The organism is Nocardia sp. NBC_00511 (assembly GCF_045161165.1).
GTDB lineage: Bacteria > Actinomycetota > Actinomycetes > Mycobacteriales > Mycobacteriaceae > Nocardia.
This window is the reverse complement of the sequence record NZ_CP107849.1, coordinates 6,484,023-6,503,665: the sequence shown is the minus strand read 5'-3', so window position 1 is coordinate 6,503,665 and position 19,643 is coordinate 6,484,023. Positions and strand designations below refer to the sequence as shown.

Genomic DNA, 19,643 nt, shown 5'->3' with positions numbered 1-19,643 from the left:
TCTTCGATGTGGGTGGATGGTTCGACTGACCAAACTATGCACCTGAAGTGATTATCAATCAAGAGGGCAATCATGGAGTGTGCATTGCTGTACGCTGGGGTGGTGACCGACGTCGATCCGAAGTACCCGCTGCTGTACGAGAGCGCCGCATTCCTGTTGGCGCAGTTGGGTTCTCACTCCGGCACCCGCTTCGTCGAACTGCTCGCGCCACTGGGCATCAAGCCGCCGCAGCACGGCACGCTGCGCATCCTCGAGGCCAACGACGGCCAATCTCAGCAGCAGCTGTGCGAGGCGCTGGGCATCCATCGCAATGTCATGGTCGGCCTGGTCGACGACCTGGAGAAGCGCGGTCTGGTCGAGCGGCGCAAAAATCCCGCCGACCGCCGTGCTCACGCCGTGCATCTGCTGCCCGCCGGGCGCGAATTGCTCTCTCGCTCGGCCGAACTCGCTCGCGGGCTGGACGCCGAGATGCTGTCGGCTCTGGACCCGGCCGAACAGGCTGTGATGGTGTCGATGCTCCAGCGTGCCGCCAACGGCAACGGGCTCACGCCCGGAATCCATCCGGGTCTGACGGCGGCCCCGGGCACTGCCCCGTCGTGTGACGCAGACCACTGACGGGGGCTGTCACAGCCGCCGCCGGCGCGTGTCCAACCAGGTGTAGGCAATTCACCCGGAAGGACACATCCCATGGCTCGCATCGACGTGCTGGACTCGTTCATCGACTACACGGATGTCGGCAGCGGCGAGATCCCCCTCGTGCTGCTGCACGGCAATCCCACCTCCTCCTACATCTGGCGCAAGGTGATTCCGCACCTCAGCGGTGAGAATCGGGTGCTGGCACCGGATCTCATCGGCATGGGCGCGTCCGGCAAGCCCGACAGCGACTACCGCTTCGTGGATCACGCCCGCTATCTGGATGCCTGGTTCGACGCGCTGGGCCTGGATCAGGTCGTCATCGTCGGCCACGACTGGGGTGGCGCGCTCGGAATGGACTGGGGTGCACGGCATCCCGGTCGAGTACGCGGTGTCGCAGTGGTCGAGACCTTCCTGCGCCCGATGCGGTGGTCGGAGATGCCGCCGCTGGGCGCGGAGATGTTCCGCCGCATGCGTTCCCCGGAAGGCGAGGAGATGGTCCTGGAACGCAATATGTTCATCGAATTCAACATGCCCGCCTCCACCCGCACCCTCACCCCGGAGGCGCTCGACGCCTACCGCGCGCCCTACCCGACCCCGGAATCCCGTAAGCCGATGCTGGTGTGGCCGCGCGAATTTCCGCTCGAAGGCGAACCGGCCGATGTGGTCGCGATTGTGGAGAACTACGACCGCTGGATGGCCGACACCCCGGATATCCCCAAGCTGGTGATGGCTGTGGAGGACGGCGTCGGCCTGGGTTCGGCCGAGGTCATCGAGTGGGCGGCGACCACGTTCGCGGCCACCGAAACGGCGAATATCGGGCCTGCCGGGCACCACTGCCCGGAAGATCAGCCCGACGCCATCGGGCAGGCGGTCGCCGACTGGGCGCGCCGCCACGCCCTCACCGGCAGTCCCGCCACCGCGTGACACCCGCTCCCGAAGGTTGCGCGCCGCACCTGTACCCGGCCAAGCTGGCGGAATGCAGAGCGAGCCGCAGCGCGTCGACCCTCGCGAGACAGTGGCCGTACGCGCGCCGGAGCGGGACCTGGTAGCGCGGGCCGTGGGTGGGGATCGGGCCGCCATCACGGATGTGGTGCGGCTGCTCCAGGATCCGATCTACCGGCTGGCGCTGCGGATGACCGGGCGGCCCGCCGACGCCGAGGACGCGTCGCAGGAGATCCTGCTGCGCGTCCTCGGCCACCTCGACGGCTTCCGCGGCGAGGCCCGGCTCACCACCTGGGCATACCGGATCGGGGTCAACTACCTGTTGAACCTGAAGCGGCAATCGGCGCAGGAAACGTCGCGGGCCACCTTCGACGAATTCGGCGAGGACCTGAAAGACGGCCTGGCGGAAGCGGACTACCTCGGTCCAGAGGCGGAGTTGCTGGCCCGCGAGACCCGGCTCAACTGCACGCAGGCCATGCTGCAATGCCTGGCCCGCGACGAGCGGGTGGCCTACGTGCTGTCGAGTGTGTTCGAGGTGAGTTCGGAGGAGGCCGCGTGGATCGTCGACGCGACCCCGGCTGCCTATCGAAAGCGGTTGGAACGGGCCAAGAAACGGCTCGGCAACTTCATGAACGCGTCCTGCGGGCTGGCGAATCCGCAAGCGGCGTGCCGGTGTTCGCGGCGGGTGGCGCGGGCGGTGGAGCTGGGCCGGGTGGACCCGCGCCGCCCGGCCTACGCCGCCCATCCGGTGACGGCGGGCGGGCGCACGGTGGTGGAGGCGGAACGGCAGATGGTGCGGCTGCACGACGCGGCCGCCGTGATCGGCTCACACCCGGATTACGCTGCGCCGCAGGCGAAAGTGGAGGTCATCGCCGGACTGCTGCACTCGGGGCGGTTCCCGCTACTGGACTGAGGTCCCGTACTTCTTTTCATAGGCCCACGGGGCCAGTTCCGCGACCACCTCGGTGAGCTCCGGCGTGTGGTCGGCGGCCGAACAGTCCAGTCTCACACCGACTTCCCCGCCGCAGCCGGTGTGCCGGTAGGTGACCGGCCGCCCGTCGGGTGCGGCCCACCGGTCGCCCCAGGCGGTGAGGGCGAGGATGACCGGTTTCAGGTCCAGACCCTTGGCGGTGAGGGCGTATTCGCCGTGGCCGCCGTTCTCGCCGGGCCGCAGTTCGAAGATGCCCGCCTCGACGAATTCGGCCAGCCGTTTGGTGAGGATATTGGGGGCGATGCCCAGCGACCGCTGGAACTCGGTGAAGCGGGTCATGCCCGCGAACATGGCGTTGCGCACGATGAGCAGACTCCAGCGTTCGCCCACCACCTCGAGGGTGCGTGCCGCCGAACAGACCTCTCCCTCGTACAGGCGTCCCAACATGACTCCAGATTGGCGCAATCGCTTGTGTGGTGCAAGCAATATCACTATCGTGATGAAAGTAAATCGCGCGCGCTGTCCACTCCGACCCGCGAAACGGGATACCCATGACCGAGCAGAGCTTCACGACCGCCATCACCGTCGACAACACCCCGGCCGAGGTCTTCGCCGCTGTCCTCAACGCCCGCGGCTGGTGGTCACCCGGCATCCGCGGCGGCACCGCGAGCATCGGCGACCGATTCGTCTTCGAGGTCCCCGGCGTCCACCGCAGCGATATCGAACTCGCCGAGGTGATCCCGGATCGCAAGGTGGTCTGGCACATCGGCGAGACCGTGATGACCTTCGTCCAGGACGCCGGCGAATGGACCGGCACCGAGATCCATTTCGACATCACCCCCGTCGACGACGGCACCGAACTGCGGTTCACCCACGTCGGCCTGGTGCCCGAATTCGAGTGCTACGACGCCTGTTCCACCGCCTGGGCCTTCTATATCACCGAGAGCCTGCGCGACCTCGTCGCCACCGGCGTCGGTCAGCCCAGTGAATTCTCCGGCGAGGTCGAGGCCCGCGCCGAAGCCGCCCGGGCGTAACCGGATTCACAGGTCCGCCAGCAGCTTTCGCGCGAGAGGCACCACCTGTCGCGCGAAACGCTGGACCTGGTCCACATCGAAGCCGGGCGGCCAGTAGACGAAGGTGTCGAATCCGGCGTCGCGTGCCAGCTCCAGAATGATCTGCGCCCACTCCTGCGGTGAGCCGTGAATCGGTTCGGAGCCACGGGGATTCGGGTGCAGCGGCCGATCGCTGACCACGCCGGGCAGTGCGGCCAACCGGCGGATGTCGCGGGGATCGCGGCCGTATGTCCGTGCGGCGGCGTCGATGCGGGCATTGGCGGCGGCCCACTGCTCCCACGGCATCCAGTTCGGCAGCGGCGCGACCCAGCCGTCGGCCGCCGACCCGATCAGGTCGAGGGTATTGGGGCCCATGGCTCCCAGCCAGATGCCGATCGGGTGCGCCGGGGCGGGCCCGCCCTCGATGCCCTGCACCGTGTATTCGCTGCCGACCACCGAGACCAGTTGTCCCGGCCGCCATTCCGCTCGGATGATGGCGATGCCCTCGGCCAGCGCCATCAGCGCGGAGGTGCCCTTGCGCGCCGGACCGCCCATGCCGATCACGCCGCTCTCGAAAGCCCCTGAGCCCAGGCCGAGTTCGAAGCGGCCACCGCTGAGCAGGTCGTAGGTGGCGGCCTGCTTGCCGATCATGGCGGGGGTGCGCAGCGGCAGGTTGGCGACGCCGGGGTAGAGGCTGACGCGACCGGTCGCGGTCAGGCAGGAGCCGATCACCGCGAAGGCGTCGGCGAATTCGGCGTTGTAGGGATGGTCCTGGATGCCGACCAGGTCGAGGCCCTCGATATCGGCGGCCACGGCCATGTCGATGACGTCCGGCAGCGCGGCGGCGACCGGTGCGACCGAGATTCCGAAGCGGGCCTGCATCCGACCTCCTCACCAGCGGGAATCGACGAGTCAGATCTTGATGGGCCACCCCGGCTATATCCGGCATTTCGGACGTCCGCGCCCGCGCTCGGGCGTGTCTGATTGCAGATCACCCCGGGCGAGCCCACCCCAATGCCGATACGATGCCCGCGTGAGCTCCAATTCGTCCGGATCGGCCGGGAATTCGGCCCCGTCCGGACGCACCCGGGCCCGCGATATCGACCGCGTGAACGCCCGCGCGCTGCTCGACGCCGCCTATGAAGAGGGCGAACTCGGGGCCGCGGAGTACCACCAGCGCTCCGAGCGGGCGCAGGCCGCGCAGACCCTCGGCGAACTACAGGCGCTGGTCGGTGACCTGCAACCGAACAAGACCGCGGCGCAGATCCCCACCCCCGGGTCGCGACGGCGCCGCCGGGTCGACGCCTATCCGCCCGGGACCCGCGCCCGCGACACCGACCGGCAGGCCACCTGCGCGCTGCTCGACGCCGCGCTCGCCGACGGCCAGCTCAGCGAACCCGATCATCGGACCCTCACCGAACTCGCCGGGGAGGCACGGACTCTCGGGGATCTGACCCAGCTCACCGACGATCTGCAACGATCCGCCGACGCGCCGCCGGATGCCGCGCCACCGCGTTCGCGCCGGGGCGGCTGGTTCGTCGGAGGGGTCGCCGCCGCGGCGGTCGCGGTCGCGGTGGGAGCCTTCATCGCGGTCGATCGACCCGCGACGCCCCAGGCCGGTCCGCCCTCGGTGGATCTGGGCGTGGTCCGCCAGATCGTGTTGCCGCGACCGGATCTCACCACGGTCGAGGGCATCACCTACTTCCGCGACGCCTACCGATTGAAGTTCGGCGACACCCTCGTCGACGAGGCCGACCTGTTCCCCGGCTACGCGTCGGTGACCCGGGCGACCGCGCCGAACCGCCAGGTGCGCTACGAATATCGCGGCGGCTTCGGCTACGGCACCACCCCCGAGACCCGCCCGGTCGCCACCGCCACCGCCGACCTGGCGGCCCTGGACGTGGCGGCGCTCGCGCCGTGGCTGAGCCAGGCCCCCGCGCTCACCAAGGTGGATCAGGGCGTCATCAACTACCTCGACATCGAACCGAGCGCCAAGGGGCCGATCGTCCGAATCTATGTGGGCAACAAGGCCAATGAGAGTGGCTACCTCGAGGTGTCGTTCGCGGGCCAGATCGTGCGCACTGCGACTTTCGGCAGATAGGCGAGACGATGACCGATATGCGCAGCCAGCTGCTCCGAGCCCGTGACAGTGATCGCGTGGACGCGTGCACCCTGCTCGACGCCGCCCGGGACTCCGGCGAGCTGAGCGCCGACGAGCACGCTCAGCGCACCTCGAAAGCCATGGCCGCCAAGCTCTTCGGCGAACTCGACGACGTGCTGAGGGACCTGCAGATTCCGCGCAATCTGGTGAATTCCCCAGTGGTGCGGCCGGATCGGCGCACCCCGTCCACCCGCTGGCGGCTGGCGGTGATCGTGCTCGCGGTCGCGGCCGTGGTGGGCGGATTCGCGGGTTGTGTCGCGCACACCGCCGCTCCCAAGCCTCCGCTGCCCGATCCGACCACCGGGGCCGGACTGGCCAGTTTCGTGGCGGCCTATCAGGCCCACTTCGGCGATACCAAGGCCGATCAGGTGCTGCTGTTCCCCACCTATGTGATGGTGGATCGGCGCAGCACCCCGGACACCGGCCGGGACGCGAGCATTCGCTACGACGGCGGTTTCTCCAATTTCTCCGACAGCGCGCGCTCGTCCGGCGAGGACACCTTCGACCTGGCCGCGCTGGATCTGCGCAAGCTGGCCGCGCTGCTGGCCGGCGCGCCGGAGTCGGCCGGGGTGCCGGGCGGGCAGATCGCGCATATCGGTATCGAACGCGGCGCGGACGGCGGCCCCGAGGTCAGTGTTTATGTGGATGCCGCGGGCGGGCAGTCGCGCGGGGGCTGGTTCAAGGTGACGGCCAAGGGCGAGCCGATCGCCATCTATCCACCGAGCTGATTCGTACCTGCCCGTAGTCGTGCGCCCCGATCGTCACGATCCGGGCGCGTTCCTGGTTGCAGACCGGGCGGTATGGACACAATGGCGGCGGCCCGCCCGCGCCCTCCGAAGAAATTTCGTGACCCCGGGAATAGACCGTTTGCGGCGCGGGTTGGGACCGATCAGTACAAGGTTGAGTGACTCGGACTCAAGTTCAAGTTGCGCGAGACGCGCGACGGGGGCAGGATTGAGCCGACCACGCTCAGTGTTACTGCGGACCATGCTCCTCGAAGTGTCAGGAGCCGCGGTCCGGCACTCGAAGCAGGTAAGCACAACTAGGAGGAAACACCATGGCTCGTGCGGTCGGTATCGACCTCGGGACCACGAACTCGGTCATCGCCGTTCTCGAAGGCGGTGAGCCGGTCGTCGTGGCCAACTCGGAAGGATCGCGCACTACGCCGTCGATCGTGGCGTTCGCGAAGAACGGCGAGGTGCTCGTCGGTCAGCCCGCCAAGAACCAGGCCGTCACCAACGTCGACCGCACCATCCGGTCCGTCAAGCGCCACATGGGCGAGGACTGGTCGGTTGAGATCGACGGCAAGAAGTACACCCCCCAGGAAATCTCCGCGCGCACGCTGATGAAGCTGAAGCGCGACGCCGAGGCCTACCTCGGTGAGGAGATCACCGACGCCGTCATCACCGTCCCCGCCTACTTCGAGGACGCACAGCGCCAGGCCACCAAGGAAGCCGGACAGATCGCGGGCCTCAATGTCCTGCGCATCGTCAACGAGCCCACCGCGGCCGCGCTGGCCTACGGCCTCGACAAGGGTGACAAAGAGCAGACCATCCTCGTATTCGACCTCGGCGGCGGCACTTTCGACGTGTCCCTGCTGGAGATCGGCGAGGGCGTCGTCGAGGTTCGCGCCACCTCCGGTGACAACCACCTCGGTGGCGACGACTGGGACGAGCGCGTCGTCGGCTGGCTGGTCGACAAGTTCAAGGCCAGCGCCGGCATCGACCTGACCAAGGACAAGATGGCCCTGCAGCGCCTGCGCGAGGCCGCCGAGAAGGCCAAGATCGAACTGTCGTCCTCGCAGTCGACCTCGATCAACCTGCCCTACATCACGGTCGACGCGGACAAGAACCCGCTGTTCCTCGACGAGCAGCTGACCCGCGCCGAGTTCCAGAAGATCACCTCCGATCTGCTGGACCGCACCCGCAAGCCCTTCCAGTCCGTCATCAAGGACGCGGGCATCGCCGTCGGCGACATCGATCATGTTGTCCTCGTTGGTGGTTCGACCCGTATGCCCGCCGTCTCGGACCTGGTCAAGGAACTGACCGGCGGCCGTGAGCCCAACAAGGGCGTGAACCCGGACGAGGTCGTCGCCGTCGGCGCCGCCCTGCAGGCCGGTGTGCTCAAGGGCGAGGTCAAGGACGTCCTGCTGCTCGATGTCACCCCGCTGTCGCTGGGTATCGAGACCAAGGGTGGCGTGATGACCAAGCTCATCGAGCGCAACACCACCATTCCGACCAAGCGGTCGGAGACCTTCACCACGGCCGACGACAACCAGCCGTCCGTGCAGATCCAGGTCTTCCAGGGTGAGCGCGAGATCGCCTCGCACAACAAGCTGCTCGGATCCTTCGAGCTGACCGGCATCCCGCCGGCCCCGCGCGGCGTGCCGCAGATCGAGGTCACCTTCGACATCGACGCCAACGGCATCGTCCACGTGACGGCCAAGGACAAGGGCACCGGCAAGGAGAACACGATCAAGATCCAGGACGGCTCCGGCCTGTCCAAGGAGGAGATCGACCGGATGGTCAAGGACGCCGAGGCGCACGCCTCGGAGGACAAGGCCCGCCGCGAGGAGGCCGAGACCCGCAACCAGGCCGAGTCGCTGGTGCACCAGACCGAGAAGTTCATCAAGGACAACGAGGACAAGGTCCCGGCCGACATCAAGTCGAAGGTCGAGGCGGCCATCGCCGAGGCCAACGAGGCGCTCAAGGGCACCGATATCGCGGTCATCAAGGCCGCGGTGGAGAAGCTCGCCACCGAGTCGCAGGCGCTGGGCCAGGCCATCTACGACGCGTCGGCCGCGGCCGAGGGCCAGTCGGAGAACGGCCAGGGCGCACCGACCACCGATGACACCGTGGTCGATGCCGAGGTCGTCGAGGAGCCTGAGAAGAAGTGACGAACCAGAACCCGGAACACAACGTCGATCCGGCCGCGTTCGACGGGCGCTTCGCGCCTACGGGTGAGGTCTTCGAGGCCGCGGCGGATGCCGCGGCCCTCGGTGCCGAGGGGAATCCCGAGGTCGGCGAGGACATCATCGCCGACGCGATCAGCGCCGAGCTGGCGGAGCGCACCTCCGACCTGCAACGTCTGACCGCCGAATACGCCAACTACCGCCGCCGCGTCGAACGGGACCGCAAGGCCACCATCGACAACGCCAAGGCCTCGGTGGTCGCCGAACTGCTGGGCGTGCTCGACGATCTCGATCGCGCCCGCGCCCACGGCGACCTGGAGTCCGGCCCGCTGAAGGGGGTCGCCGACAAGCTCGAGACCGCACTGCAGAAGCAGGGCCTCGAGGAATTCGGTTCCACCGGTGAGCCTTTCGACCCGACGCTGCACGAGGCCGTGCAGCACGAGGGCAGCGGCGCGGACCCCGTGCTCGGCACGGTGATGCGCAAGGGCTACCGCTTCGGCGACCGCGTGCTGCGGCACGCACTGGTCGGCGTCACCGACAATGTGGCGGATTCGGTTGCGGCGCAACCGGATGCGAAGAACGGTGGCCCCGATGCCGCCGCGAGTAATTAAGACGATTCGGTCGGCACCGCGTAATACGCCGACGCCGACACCCAGGAAAGGAGGAGATGCCCGGTGAATCGTGAGTGGCTCGAAAAGGACTTCTACAAAGAGCTGGGTATTTCCTCCAGCGCCAACCCGGACGAGGTCAAGAAGGCCTACCGCAAGCTCGCCCGTGATCTGCACCCGGACAAGAACCCCGGGGACAGCGCGGCCGAGGAGCGGTTCAAGGCCGTCAGCGAGGCACACGCCGTGCTCTCGGACCCGGACAAGCGCAAGGAGTACGACGAGGCCCGCAAGCTGTTCGCGGGCGGCGGTTTCGGCCGCGGCGGCTTCACCCCCGGCCCGCAGTACGGGCAGGGCGGCGGCTTCTCCAGCGACTTCAATATCGGGGACATCTTCGGCAGCGGGGCCGCCGGTTCCGCCTCCGACGGTGGCCTCGGCGACATCCTGGGTGGCCTGTTCAACCGGGGCGGCACCCGCACCTCGTCGCGTCCGCGGCGCGGTTCGGACGTGGAGACCGAGACGACCCTCGGCTTCCGCGAGGCCGCCCAGGGCGTGACCGTCCCGCTGCGCATGACCAGCCCGGCCGCCTGCACCACCTGCCACGGCAGTGGCGCCAAGCCGGGCACCAGCCCGCGAGTCTGCCCGCACTGCAACGGAACCGGCGTGGTCAGCCGCAACCAGGGTGCGTTCGGATTCAGCGAGCCGTGCGAGGACTGCCGCGGCACCGGATCGATCATCGACGATCCGTGTGTCGACTGCCGGGGTTCGGGTATCCAGAACCGGACCCGGACCATCACCGTGCGCATTCCCCCGGGCGTGCGCGACGGGCAGCGGATCCGGCTGGCTGGTCAGGGTGAGGCGGGCCTGCGCGGTGCGCCTCCGGGCGACCTGTTCGTCACCGTGCACGTCAGCCAGGACAAGGTCTTCGGCCGCAATGCCGACGATCTGACCCTGGTGCTGCCGGTCAGCTACGCCGAACTGGTGCTCGGCACCACGGTGTCCGTGCCGACCCTCGAGGGTCGGGTGGGCGTCAAGGTGCCGCCGGGCACCGCGGACGGCCGCACCCTGCGGGTGCGTGGACGCGGTGTGCCCAAGCGCGACGGCGGAGCCGGTGACCTGCTGGTCACGGTGAAGGTCGCGGTGCCGCAGAAGCTGGACGACAATGCCACCGAGGCGCTGCGGCGCTATGCGGAGGCGGAGAAGACCAGCGGCTTCGATCCACGTGCGGGATGGGCAGGTGCGTAATGAGTTCCGATCCGAAGCAGACCGAGGTTCATTACTTCATGATCTCGGTGGCCGCGCAGCTGGCGGGCATGCACGCCCAGACGCTGCGCACCTATGACCGACTGGGTCTCGTTACGCCGCAACGCACCTCGGGCGGCGGGCGGCGTTATTCGGACCGGGACGTGGAGCTGCTGCGCGAAGTGCAGCGGCTGTCCCAGGACGAGGGCGTGAACCTGGCGGGCATCAAACGGATCATCGAACTCACCAACCAGGTCGAGGAGTTGCAGCAGCAGGTGAGCGAGCTGGCCGCGGAGGTGGAAAGACTGCGGGCGGGGTACCGTCCGGATCTGACACCGCCGCAGCGCAGTACGGCTCTCGTGGTGTGGCAGCCCCGCAACCGCCGAAATCTCCCGTAGTCCACGGGTAGCGCTGTAGCAGAAGAGGTTCGGAGACCACGGTCTCCGGGCCTCTTCTTTCGTGTTGCGGGCGGTCTGCTTTCGCGTTGCATGCCATGGGTCTTCGTGGCGGTGCTCCGGGCGGACGAGTCTCGGTGTTCGCCCGGTTGCGGTTTGTTGCGAGCAATGTGCTGAGTCATCGGGTGGTGCAGTGGGATTCGCGAAGTGATTTAGCATTGCGAAATACAAACAGACCGGTAGGTAGACGAAAACTTCTAATCATGAGTTTTGTCCGTATGCTGCAAGGTAATTCGATGCGGGGCATGGTTGCGGCACGATCGCTGTTTTCCTGAGTCTTGCAAAACGGATCAGCCATGATCGACGTCCGAAACCCCGTGTCTGGCGGCGTGTTCCAGTTGAGCAGTCGGTTTTCGGCTCAGATACCCCGCAAAGTTCATGTTTCAGAGGAATAAAGGGCGTGATATTGAAACGTCCCGTTCCGTAGCTGGCTAACCTCGCCTACACTTGCTGAGCAACGGCTGCTGTCGAGTGTCCCGCGGCAACTTCACTCGCCCGTCACGCCTGCGTTCGATTGCGAAATGGGGTTGTGACACAAATGGATTCGCGGACCGTCGCATTGATTAGAACGACGTTCAAGGCGGTAGCTGCGGAGGATGGCGGCGCCGAGAAACTCGCCCGATCGTTTTACTCCATCCTCTTCACGGAGTATCCACAGGTACGCGATTTCTTCCCCGCCGCCCTCGATGCCCAACGAGACCGATTGGTCAAGGCCATCGCCTACGTGGTGGACCGGCTCGAGGAACCCGACCGGCTACTGCCCTTCCTGGCGCAACTCGGCCGCGACCACCGCAAGTACGGTGTCGTCGCCGATCACTATGCGGCCGTGGGCAAATCACTCAAGAGCGCGCTCGAGGCCTACGCCGGCACCGAACTGTGGACCGACGAGATCGGCCGCGCCTGGGACGAGGGCATCGGCGTCATCGCCGACACCATGATCACCGCCGCCAATCAGGAGACCACGCCGCCGGTGTGGACCGGCACCGTGATCGAGCACCGGGAAGTGCTGCGCAATCTGGCCGTCGTACGCCTGAAGCTGGACCAGCCCATGCAGTACGCGGCCGGCCAGTACATGAGCGTGCAGATCCCGTCCCGGCCCCGCATGTGGCGCTACCTGTCCCCGGCCATCCCCGCCAATCCCGGTGGTGAACTGGAATTCCACATCCGCGGCGTCACCGGCGGCTGGGTCAGCCCGGCCATGGTCGGACACACGCGGGTCGGCGAACAGTGGCTGATCGGCTCCGCCCTCGGCGGGCTCGGCGTGCCCCGCAACACCCGCCGCAAACTGCTGATGATCGGCTGCGGCACCGGAATCGCCCCGCTGCGTGCGCAATTGATGGCCATGGCCGCCCGCCGCTCCAACCCGAAGGTGGACCTGTTCGTCGGCGGCCACTACCCGTGCGACCTCTACGACCTCGAGGTACTGAGCCAACTGGCCTGCGCCAACAAGTGGCTCACCGTCACCCCGGTCACCGAGAGCGACGAGAACCCCTGGTGGCACTTCGACAATTCCGAAGAGACACCGGAGTTCCCGGGCCTGCAACCGCGCGAGATCGGCCAGATCGGCAAGATCGTCGCCGCGCACGGCTCCTGGGAGGATCGCGACGTACAGATCGTCGGCGCGCCGTCGATGGTGCAGACCACCAAGTTCCGGCTGATGGCCGCGGGCACCCCGACGGAGAACATCCGCCACGACCCGCTGTTCTAGCTCCCGCTCAAAAGCCTTCGTAGCGAATGGCTTCGGCGGGTGCGCCGATGGCCACCAGCTGGTCGATGGTGTTGCGGACCTGGGCCGCCGCACCGCAGACCAGGATCTGCTGGTGGTCCAGCGGGCCGAAGCGGTCCGGGATGTCGGCGATGGTGCCCGGCATCATTTCCTCGGGGCGGAAGCCGATGTCGTTACGGCACTGCTCGTACCAGGGGTCGGGACGATCCGGGTCGTACTCGTCGTGGACCACGGGAACCACGGTGAGCCAGGGCAATTCACCGGTCAGCAGCGACAGCATGTCCGAGGCGTAGAGGTCGCGCGGGAAGCGCGCGCCCACGAACAGATGGGTGGTCGGCGGCTCGGGACGGCGCGAAATGTCCAGCAGCAGTGCGCGCATCGGGGCCAGCCCGATGCTGTCGGCGATCATCACCAGGGCGGTCACGTCCGGCTCCACCGTCAGCCAGCCCGCGGGCGCGCTGATTCGCCACTCGTCACCGGGCCGCGAATCCGACACGATGGAACCGCTGCACCAGCCGCCCGGCACCGTGCGGACATGGAACTCCAGCTTGCCGTCCAGCGACGGCGGCAGCGCGGAATACATGCGGCGCACCATGTTCGGATGCTGCGGGGTGCGCACCTCCACCGACTGGCCCGCCGCGAACGGCACGAACTCGCCGATCAGCCGCACCACGGTGGTGTCCTCGCGCAACCGGTGCGCCCCCACCACCGTCGCCGTCCACTCCGTCTGCGCGCCGAGCGCGAGTTCACCGGTCTCGTCGGGGCCGAGGGTCACCGCACACTCCTGATCATCGCCGCACCAGCTTCGAAAGTACTTGCCTCACACCGGATCCGAGTCGATGGCCCACTCCGGCGTGCCGACCGCCAGCAGGGCGCGCTTGGTGTCGGCGATCATCCGGGCCGAACCCGCGATCTGGATCTGCCGATCGGTCCACGCGCCGAAACTGGCCACCACCGCACCGAGGTTACCGATCAACCGCCGGTGCATGCCGAACGGCGGGTCGGTGGGCGGATACGGATGCCACCACGGGTTGGTCTCGTTCTCGCACACCGGAATCACGGTGAGCCACGGATTGGACTGCGAGAGCTGCCACATATTGTCGACGTCGTAGAGGTCGCACGGGTAGCGGCCGCCCATGAACAGGTGCACGCGCGGATTGATGCCGCGCCGCCCCATCTCGATCAACTGGGCGCGCAGCGGGGCGATCCCGGTACCGGAACCGATCATCAGCACATCCTTGCGGCCACCCAGATCCACGTGCAGGCCACCCAGCGGGGCCGCGATCATCCACCGGTCGCCGACCGCGGTCTCGTTCACGATGGCCGGACTCACCCAGCCGGTGCGGACCTTGCGGACATGGAACTCGATCTCCCCGTACGGATTGGTGGGGATCGCGGGGGACAGGTAGCGCCACATCTTGGGCCGCTGCGGGATCGCGATCGGCACGTACTGCCCGGCCTGATACGGGATCGGCGTATCGGTCTGCAGGCGCACGATGGCCAGATCGTCCACCACGCGGCGGTGCCCGACCACCGTCGCCTCCCAATAGGGTTGCGACTTATCGGAGTTCGCGCCGATCGCCATGGACGCCGAGATCAGGATGGTGACATCGCGCCAGCCCGCCTCCAGCTGCCGGCTCCAGTGCGCCGTGCCGTTGTAGCTGCGGAACGCCGAGAGCAGCGCCCGGCCGGCGATGTCGTAGTGGGCCGCCTCCACGCCGTACTTGCGGTGATCGCGCGCCAGCTGTTCCAGGAAGCGCTGCGCGCGATCCCAGTTCTCCAGATTGTCGAGCACGAACATGATCGCCGTGACCAACCGTTTGGGCTGCATGTCCATGGCCGACGGGAACAGCTCCCGCAGTGCGGGTATCTCCGCGAAAAGATGGCCGTAGAACGCGCTGATCAGCCGTTCGGGCCCCTGCGGGGCTTCGACGACTGTCCGAAAGTTTGCGCGGACCAGCGCTGCAGAACGCGCATCCACGACGTCGAGCTTTCCTTCCTGTGGTACTACCCCGGAACGCCTGGTGTCAGGCGGTCCTCCGCGTCAAGTATCCCTTAAAAGCTGGTGGTCGCACGGATATAGCGGAGGGTGACCGATTTGCAAGCCGCTGGGAGGTGTGAGGCGAACCCGGGGTTCAGATAACCAGCACGGTCTTGCCGCGCGCACCCGGGGCGCCGAGCACGGTGACAGCCTCCGCCAGCGGCGGCATGGCGCTGATCGGGACCATCAGATCGGCATTGCCGACAAGCGCCAGCAACTCCCGCAATTCGGCTGCGCCACCGTGGGATTCGAGGTTTCCGCCGCGAATGTCGCGGGCCTTCAGCTCCGTCTCGTCGGCCGAGCCGATGGTCGAGAACGCCGCGCCGCCCGAGCGCACCAGGCTCGCGTTGACGGCGAAACCGGGGGCCGCGCTGACCAGATCGAAGAGGATGTCGATACCACCGGGATGGGTGGTCCGCACCGCGTCGGCTATCGACAACTCGGACTGCTCGGCGTGCGTGGGCGAATCGGTGACGGTGATTCGCCCGTAGTTCACCACCTCGCTCGCGCCCAGCCGGATCATCCGGTCGGTGTCGTCGGGGCGCGCGGTCGCCAGCACGTGCGCGCCCGCCAGCGCGGCCAGCTGCACCAGATACGACCCGACCCCGCCGGACGCGCCGATCACCAGGACCCGCTGCTCCTTGCTCACCTCGGCGGCCCGCAGCAGATCCAGTGCGGTCAGGCCCGCGGTGGGCAGGGCGGCGGCCCGGATGGCGGTCACCTCGTCGGGCAGTTTGGCCAGCGTGCCGTCGCACGGGACCACGATGTACTCCGCGAAGGTGCCGTGCCCGAGCGGCGGGACCAGGAACTTGCCGACCACCCGATCACCGATACCGAAACCCTCCACACCCACGCCGATCCCGCTGATGGTGCCCGCGCCGTCCACTCCGGGAATCATCGGAAAGTCATGGGGGACCACGCCATCCAGAAATCCGTCGATGATGCGCTGATCCACCGGGTTCACCCCGGCCGCCTCCAACTGGATCTGCACCTGACCCGGGCCGGGCGCCGGGACGGGCATCTCCGCTGCTTCGGGCTTACCGCCGAATTCACGGACGACGATCGCGCGCATGGTGCTCCTTCACGGTCCGAGAGTGGTCTGACACGGATGAGCTGGTGTGATGCGTCAACGAATGGGGCCAACTGTACGCGTAGCGTGACAGAGGCCATTCGGCTCTGGTACCGGTGCCGAAAACTAGTCAGACTTGAGCGGAACAGACTCAACTCCTCCCGCGTTGGACCGAGTAATCGACTAGTAGGAAGGTGACTGTGGACTCGTTCAATCCCACCACCAAGACCCAGGCGGCCCTGACCGCCGCACTGCAGGCGGCGTCCGCCGCCGGTAACCCGGAGATCCGTCCGGCGCACTTGCTGGTGGCGTTGCTGGATCAGACCGACGGCATCGCCGCACCCTTGCTCAAGGCCGTCGGCACCGATCCGGCCACGGTCCGGCGCGAGGCCCAGGACATCGTGGACCGGCTGCCGCGGGCCTCCGGCGCCACCACCACCCCCAACCTCGGGCGCGAGGCGCTGGCCGCGGTCACCGCGTCGCAGCGACTGGCCACCGAGATGGGCGACGAATATGTCTCCACCGAACACCTCATGGTCGGCCTGGCCGCCGGGGATTCGGACGTGTCGCAACTACTGCTGAAGTACGGTGCGACCGCCGACGCGCTGCGCGAGGCCTTCACCGCCGTGCGCGGCACCACCCGCGTCACCACCGCCGACCCGGAGGGCTCCTACCAGGCGCTGGAGAAGTACTCCACCGACCTCACCGCCGCCGCCCGCGACGGCAAACTCGACCCGGTCATCGGCCGCGACACCGAAATCCGGCGCGTGGTACAGGTTTTGAGCCGCCGCACCAAGAACAACCCGGTGCTCATCGGCGAACCCGGCGTCGGCAAGACCGCCATCGTCGAGGGCCTGGCCCAGCGCATCATCGCCGGTGACGTCCCGGAATCCTTGCGCGGCAAGAAGCTCGTCTCGCTCGACCTGGGCGCGATGGTCGCCGGCGCGAAGTACCGCGGCGAATTCGAGGAGCGGTTGAAGGCCGTGCTGGAGGAGATCAAATCCTCTGCGGGACAGATCATCACGTTCATCGACGAACTGCACACGATCGTGGGCGCGGGTGCGACCGGCGAATCCGCCATGGACGCGGGCAACATGATCAAGCCCATGCTGGCCCGCGGCGAACTGCGCCTCGTCGGCGCGACCACGCTCGACGAATACCGGCAGTACATCGAGAAGGACGCCGCCCTGGAACGCCGCTTCCAGCAGGTGCTGGTCGGCGAACCGTCGGTCGAGGACACCGTCGGCATCCTGCGCGGGCTCAAGGATCGCTACGAGGTGCACCACCACGTGCGCATCACCGACTCCGCGCTGGTGGCCGCCGCCGCCCTGTCCGACCGCTACATCACCTCCCGGTTCCTGCCGGACAAGGCCATCGACCTGGTCGACGAGGCCGCGTCCCGGCTGCGGATGGAAATCGATTCCCGCCCAGTGGAAATCGACGAGATCGAACGCGTCGTGCGCCGCCTCGAGATCGAGGAGGTGGCGCTCGCCAAGGAGACCGACGAGGCGTCCAAGCAGCGCCTGGAGAAGCTGCGCGCCGAACTCGCCGACGACCGCGAGAAGCTCAACCAGCTGATGACCCGCTGGCAGAACGAGAAGCAGGCCATCGACGCGGTCAGCGAACTCAAGGAACAGCTGGAATCGCTCAAGGGCGAATCCGAACGGGCCGAACGCGACGGCGACTACAACACGGCCGCCGAACTGCGCTACGGGCGAATCCCCAAGCTGGAGAAGGAACTCGGCGAAGCCGAAGCCCGGGCGAAGACCTCCGCGGACGGTGACGTCATGCTCAAGGAGGAGGTCGGACCCGACGACATCGCCGAGGTGGTGTCCGCGTGGACCGGCGTCCCCGTCGGCCGCATGCTCGAGGGCGAGACCCAGAAGCTGCTGCGCATGGAGGACGAACTGGGCAACCGGGTCGTCGGCCAGCAGGACGCCGTGCAGGCGGTGTCGGACGCGGTGCGCCGGGCGCGCGCCGGAGTCGCCGACCCGAACCGGCCCACCGGGTCGTTCATGTTCGTCGGCCCCACCGGCGTCGGCAAGACCGAACTGGCGAAGGCGTTGGCGGACTTCCTGTTCGACGATGAACGCGCCATGGTCCGCATCGACATGAGCGAGTACTCCGAGAAGCACTCGGTGGCCCGCCTGGTCGGCGCGCCCCCCGGCTACGTCGGCTACGACCAGGGCGGTCAGCTCACCGAGGCGGTCCGCAGGCGGCCGTACACGGTGGTGCTGTTCGACGAGGTCGAGAAGGCGCACCCGGACGTGTTCGACATCCTGCTGCAGGTGCTCGACGAAGGTCGCCTCACCGACAGCCAGGGCCGCACCGTCGACTTCCGCAACACCATCCTCATCCTGACCTCCAATCTGGGTGCGGGCGGCGACAAGGACCGGGTTATGAGCGCGGTGCGCACGGCGTTCAAGCCGGAGTTCCTCAACCGGCTCGACGACGTCGTCATGTTCCACCCGCTCGACGAGGAGCAGTTGGAGCAGATCGTCGACATCCAGTTGGCGCAACTGCAGAAGCGGCTCGCCCACCGTCGCCTGAAGCTGGACGTGTCCGACTCGGCCACCTTCTGGCTGGCCGTGCGCGGCTACGACCCGGCCTACGGCGCGCGCCCGGTGCGCCGCCTCATCCAGCAGGCCATCGGCGACACCCTCGCCAAGGAACTGCTGGCGGGCGAGGTGCAGGACGGCGACACCGTGAAGGTGAACGTCAGCCCGGACGGCGACACCCTGATCGTCGGCCGCTGACCTGCGCCTCGATCGCGGATCGAATCGTGCCCCCGTCGAGCTCCGGCTCGGCGGGGGCACGCCGCTAAAGGGACCGTCCGGTCGAGTTCGCGGCTCGAAGGGGGCAGGCCGCCTACGCTGGAGGGCATGACAAATCCGAGCGATCCGTGGTCACGGCGGCCGGAGCAGGGTCCGGACGACGGGCCGACCGAAAAGGTCGGGCCGGGTGGCCACCCCTCCGGCAGCGGCCACCCCTCGGACCAACCCATGGCCTACGGGCCCGGCGAACCGGGTGCGGCCGATCCGACCGAGTACTTCGGGCAACCGCCCGGCCCCAACGCGACCCGCGTGATGCCGCCCGCCGATGCCCAGTGGGGCGGCTACGAGACCGGCGGCGGCTACGAGCAGCCGCCGACCTACACGCCCGCCACCGGATATCCACCCACGAGTAGCTATGCGGCACCGGGCTATCCGCCCCAGGGCGCACCCGGCTACCCGCAGCAGGGCGCACCCGGTTATCCCGGACAAGGCGCACCCGGTAGTCCCGGTGGACCGGGCGGATATCAGCCCGCCGGTTTCCCACAGAACCCCACCCCGCCGCCGCCCAAGCGCAACACCACCCTCTGGGTCGTGCTGGGCATCGCCGCCGTCGTGGTCGTCGCGATCGCGGGCGTGCTGATCGGAACCCTGGTGGCGAACAAGAATTCGTCGGACAACACGGCCTCGGGCACGACCACCACCGGCTTCGTGTTCCCCAGCGGAAACAGCACGGTCCAGCAACTACCGGGTGGCATCCCCACCATCCCCGGCCTCGGCGACATGGATCAGCTGGGCGCGAACATGGGCACCATCGCCACCAACGACGGCACCACGCTGACCATCACCACCCTCTCCGGCGGCTCGCTCACCGTGAAGACGGATGCCAAGACCCAGGTGATCTCCCTCGGCAGTAGCAAGGTCGCGGATCTGCCTGTCGGAGAAGTCGTTATGGTTCAGGGCGACAAGAACGCCGACGGCTCAGTCCAAGCCAAGCTGATCTTCAGCACCTCCCTCCCGAGCGGACCTCGATAACCTATGCGCCACAATGAATCACGAAATCCAGCACCGTCATGTTCGCGGCGCGTCACGATTCTGCAG

General features: G+C 67.7%; 18 protein-coding genes. 13 read left to right on the top strand and 5 right to left on the bottom strand.

Annotated features, from left to right (window positions below):
• Positions 1–102: 102 nt before the first annotated feature.
• The 3 genes from OG300_RS30425 (at position 103) to OG300_RS30415 (ending at position 2,491) form a co-directional block, all read left to right on the top strand.
• A complete protein-coding gene (locus OG300_RS30425; protein ID WP_405486865.1) occupies positions 103–615 on the top strand; it encodes a MarR family winged helix-turn-helix transcriptional regulator in 513 nt (170 codons plus the stop codon).
• 72 nt (positions 616–687) lie between these two features.
• Positions 688–1,560 (top strand): haloalkane dehalogenase, encoded by an 873-nt coding sequence (locus OG300_RS30420; protein WP_405486863.1) that lies wholly within the window; start codon positions 688–690, stop codon positions 1,558–1,560.
• 52 nt (positions 1,561–1,612) lie between these two features.
• On the top strand, positions 1,613–2,491 hold the full coding sequence (locus tag OG300_RS30415) for a sigma-70 family RNA polymerase sigma factor (protein ID WP_405486861.1): 879 nt from the start codon (positions 1,613–1,615) through the stop codon (positions 2,489–2,491).
• On the opposite strand, the gene OG300_RS30410 is transcribed toward OG300_RS30415, so the two are convergent.
• Positions 2,480–2,956 carry a winged helix-turn-helix transcriptional regulator gene (locus OG300_RS30410; protein ID WP_405486859.1) on the bottom strand — a complete coding sequence of 159 codons (477 nt, stop codon included), beginning with the start codon at positions 2,954–2,956 and terminating at the stop codon, positions 2,480–2,482. The genes OG300_RS30415 and OG300_RS30410 overlap by 12 nt on opposite strands.
• Before the next feature lie 104 nt (positions 2,957–3,060).
• Between OG300_RS30410 and OG300_RS30405 the strand changes: the two genes are divergently transcribed.
• Positions 3,061–3,543, top strand: a complete 483-nt coding sequence (locus OG300_RS30405; protein ID WP_405486857.1) for an SRPBCC domain-containing protein — start codon at positions 3,061–3,063, stop codon at positions 3,541–3,543.
• Positions 3,544–3,549: 6 nt separating this feature from the next.
• Here OG300_RS30405 and OG300_RS30400 read toward each other — a convergent pair whose 3' ends face one another.
• Complete coding sequence (locus tag OG300_RS30400) at positions 3,550–4,443, bottom strand: LLM class flavin-dependent oxidoreductase (protein WP_405486855.1); 894 nt, start codon at positions 4,441–4,443, stop codon at positions 3,550–3,552.
• 151 nt (positions 4,444–4,594) lie between these two features.
• Here OG300_RS30400 and OG300_RS30395 point away from each other — a divergent pair, with 151 nt between their 5' ends.
• The 7 genes from OG300_RS30395 to OG300_RS30365 all read left to right on the top strand — a co-directional run bounded on the left by OG300_RS30395 (position 4,595) and on the right by OG300_RS30365 (position 12,643).
• A complete protein-coding gene (locus OG300_RS30395) occupies positions 4,595–5,662 on the top strand; it encodes a DUF1707 domain-containing protein (RefSeq protein WP_405486853.1) in 1,068 nt (355 codons plus the stop codon).
• A gap of 8 nt (positions 5,663–5,670) precedes the next feature.
• The gene (locus OG300_RS30390; protein ID WP_405486851.1) at positions 5,671–6,450 is read left to right on the top strand and encodes a DUF1707 domain-containing protein; all 780 of its coding nucleotides are present in this window, start codon (positions 5,671–5,673) and stop codon (positions 6,448–6,450) included.
• A gap of 329 nt (positions 6,451–6,779) precedes the next feature.
• The gene (dnaK, locus tag OG300_RS30385; protein ID WP_405486849.1) at positions 6,780–8,618 is read left to right on the top strand and encodes a molecular chaperone DnaK; all 1,839 of its coding nucleotides are present in this window, start codon (positions 6,780–6,782) and stop codon (positions 8,616–8,618) included.
• Positions 8,615–9,244: a nucleotide exchange factor GrpE gene (grpE, locus tag OG300_RS30380; RefSeq protein ID WP_405486847.1), complete on the top strand. Its 630-nt coding sequence runs from the start codon at positions 8,615–8,617 to the stop codon at positions 9,242–9,244. The genes dnaK and grpE overlap by 4 nt, the downstream gene beginning before the upstream one ends.
• A 63-nt stretch (positions 9,245–9,307) precedes the next feature.
• Positions 9,308–10,483, top strand: coding sequence for a molecular chaperone DnaJ (dnaJ, locus tag OG300_RS30375; protein WP_405486845.1), 1,176 nt, complete (start codon positions 9,308–9,310; stop codon positions 10,481–10,483).
• On the top strand, positions 10,483–10,878 hold the full coding sequence (locus OG300_RS30370; protein WP_405486843.1) for a heat shock protein transcriptional repressor HspR: 396 nt from the start codon (positions 10,483–10,485) through the stop codon (positions 10,876–10,878). Before dnaJ ends, OG300_RS30370 begins: the two co-directional genes overlap by 1 nt.
• A gap of 595 nt (positions 10,879–11,473) precedes the next feature.
• Positions 11,474–12,643 carry a globin domain-containing protein gene (locus OG300_RS30365; protein WP_405486841.1) on the top strand — a complete coding sequence of 390 codons (1,170 nt, stop codon included), beginning with the start codon at positions 11,474–11,476 and terminating at the stop codon, positions 12,641–12,643.
• Between the two features lie 7 nt (positions 12,644–12,650).
• Here OG300_RS30365 and OG300_RS30360 read toward each other — a convergent pair whose 3' ends face one another.
• The 3 genes from OG300_RS30360 to OG300_RS30350 all read right to left on the bottom strand — a co-directional run bounded on the left by OG300_RS30360 (position 12,651) and on the right by OG300_RS30350 (position 15,774).
• Positions 12,651–13,436, bottom strand: a complete 786-nt coding sequence (locus OG300_RS30360) for an FAD-binding oxidoreductase (protein ID WP_405486839.1) — start codon at positions 13,434–13,436, stop codon at positions 12,651–12,653.
• A 45-nt stretch (positions 13,437–13,481) separates the two neighbouring features.
• Complete coding sequence (locus OG300_RS30355) at positions 13,482–14,642, bottom strand: FAD-binding oxidoreductase (protein ID WP_405486837.1); 1,161 nt, start codon at positions 14,640–14,642, stop codon at positions 13,482–13,484.
• A gap of 154 nt (positions 14,643–14,796) precedes the next feature.
• Positions 14,797–15,774 carry an NADP-dependent oxidoreductase gene (locus tag OG300_RS30350; protein ID WP_405486835.1) on the bottom strand — a complete coding sequence of 326 codons (978 nt, stop codon included), beginning with the start codon at positions 15,772–15,774 and terminating at the stop codon, positions 14,797–14,799.
• Between the two features lie 197 nt (positions 15,775–15,971).
• Between OG300_RS30350 and clpB the strand changes: the two genes are divergently transcribed.
• Both clpB and OG300_RS30340 read left to right on the top strand, forming a co-directional pair.
• Positions 15,972–18,527 (top strand): ATP-dependent chaperone ClpB, encoded by a 2,556-nt coding sequence (gene clpB / locus OG300_RS30345; RefSeq protein ID WP_405486833.1) that lies wholly within the window; start codon positions 15,972–15,974, stop codon positions 18,525–18,527.
• A gap of 126 nt (positions 18,528–18,653) precedes the next feature.
• Positions 18,654–19,577 (top strand): DUF5666 domain-containing protein, encoded by a 924-nt coding sequence (locus OG300_RS30340; protein WP_405486831.1) that lies wholly within the window; start codon positions 18,654–18,656, stop codon positions 19,575–19,577.
• The last annotated feature ends 66 nt before the right edge of the window (positions 19,578–19,643 follow it).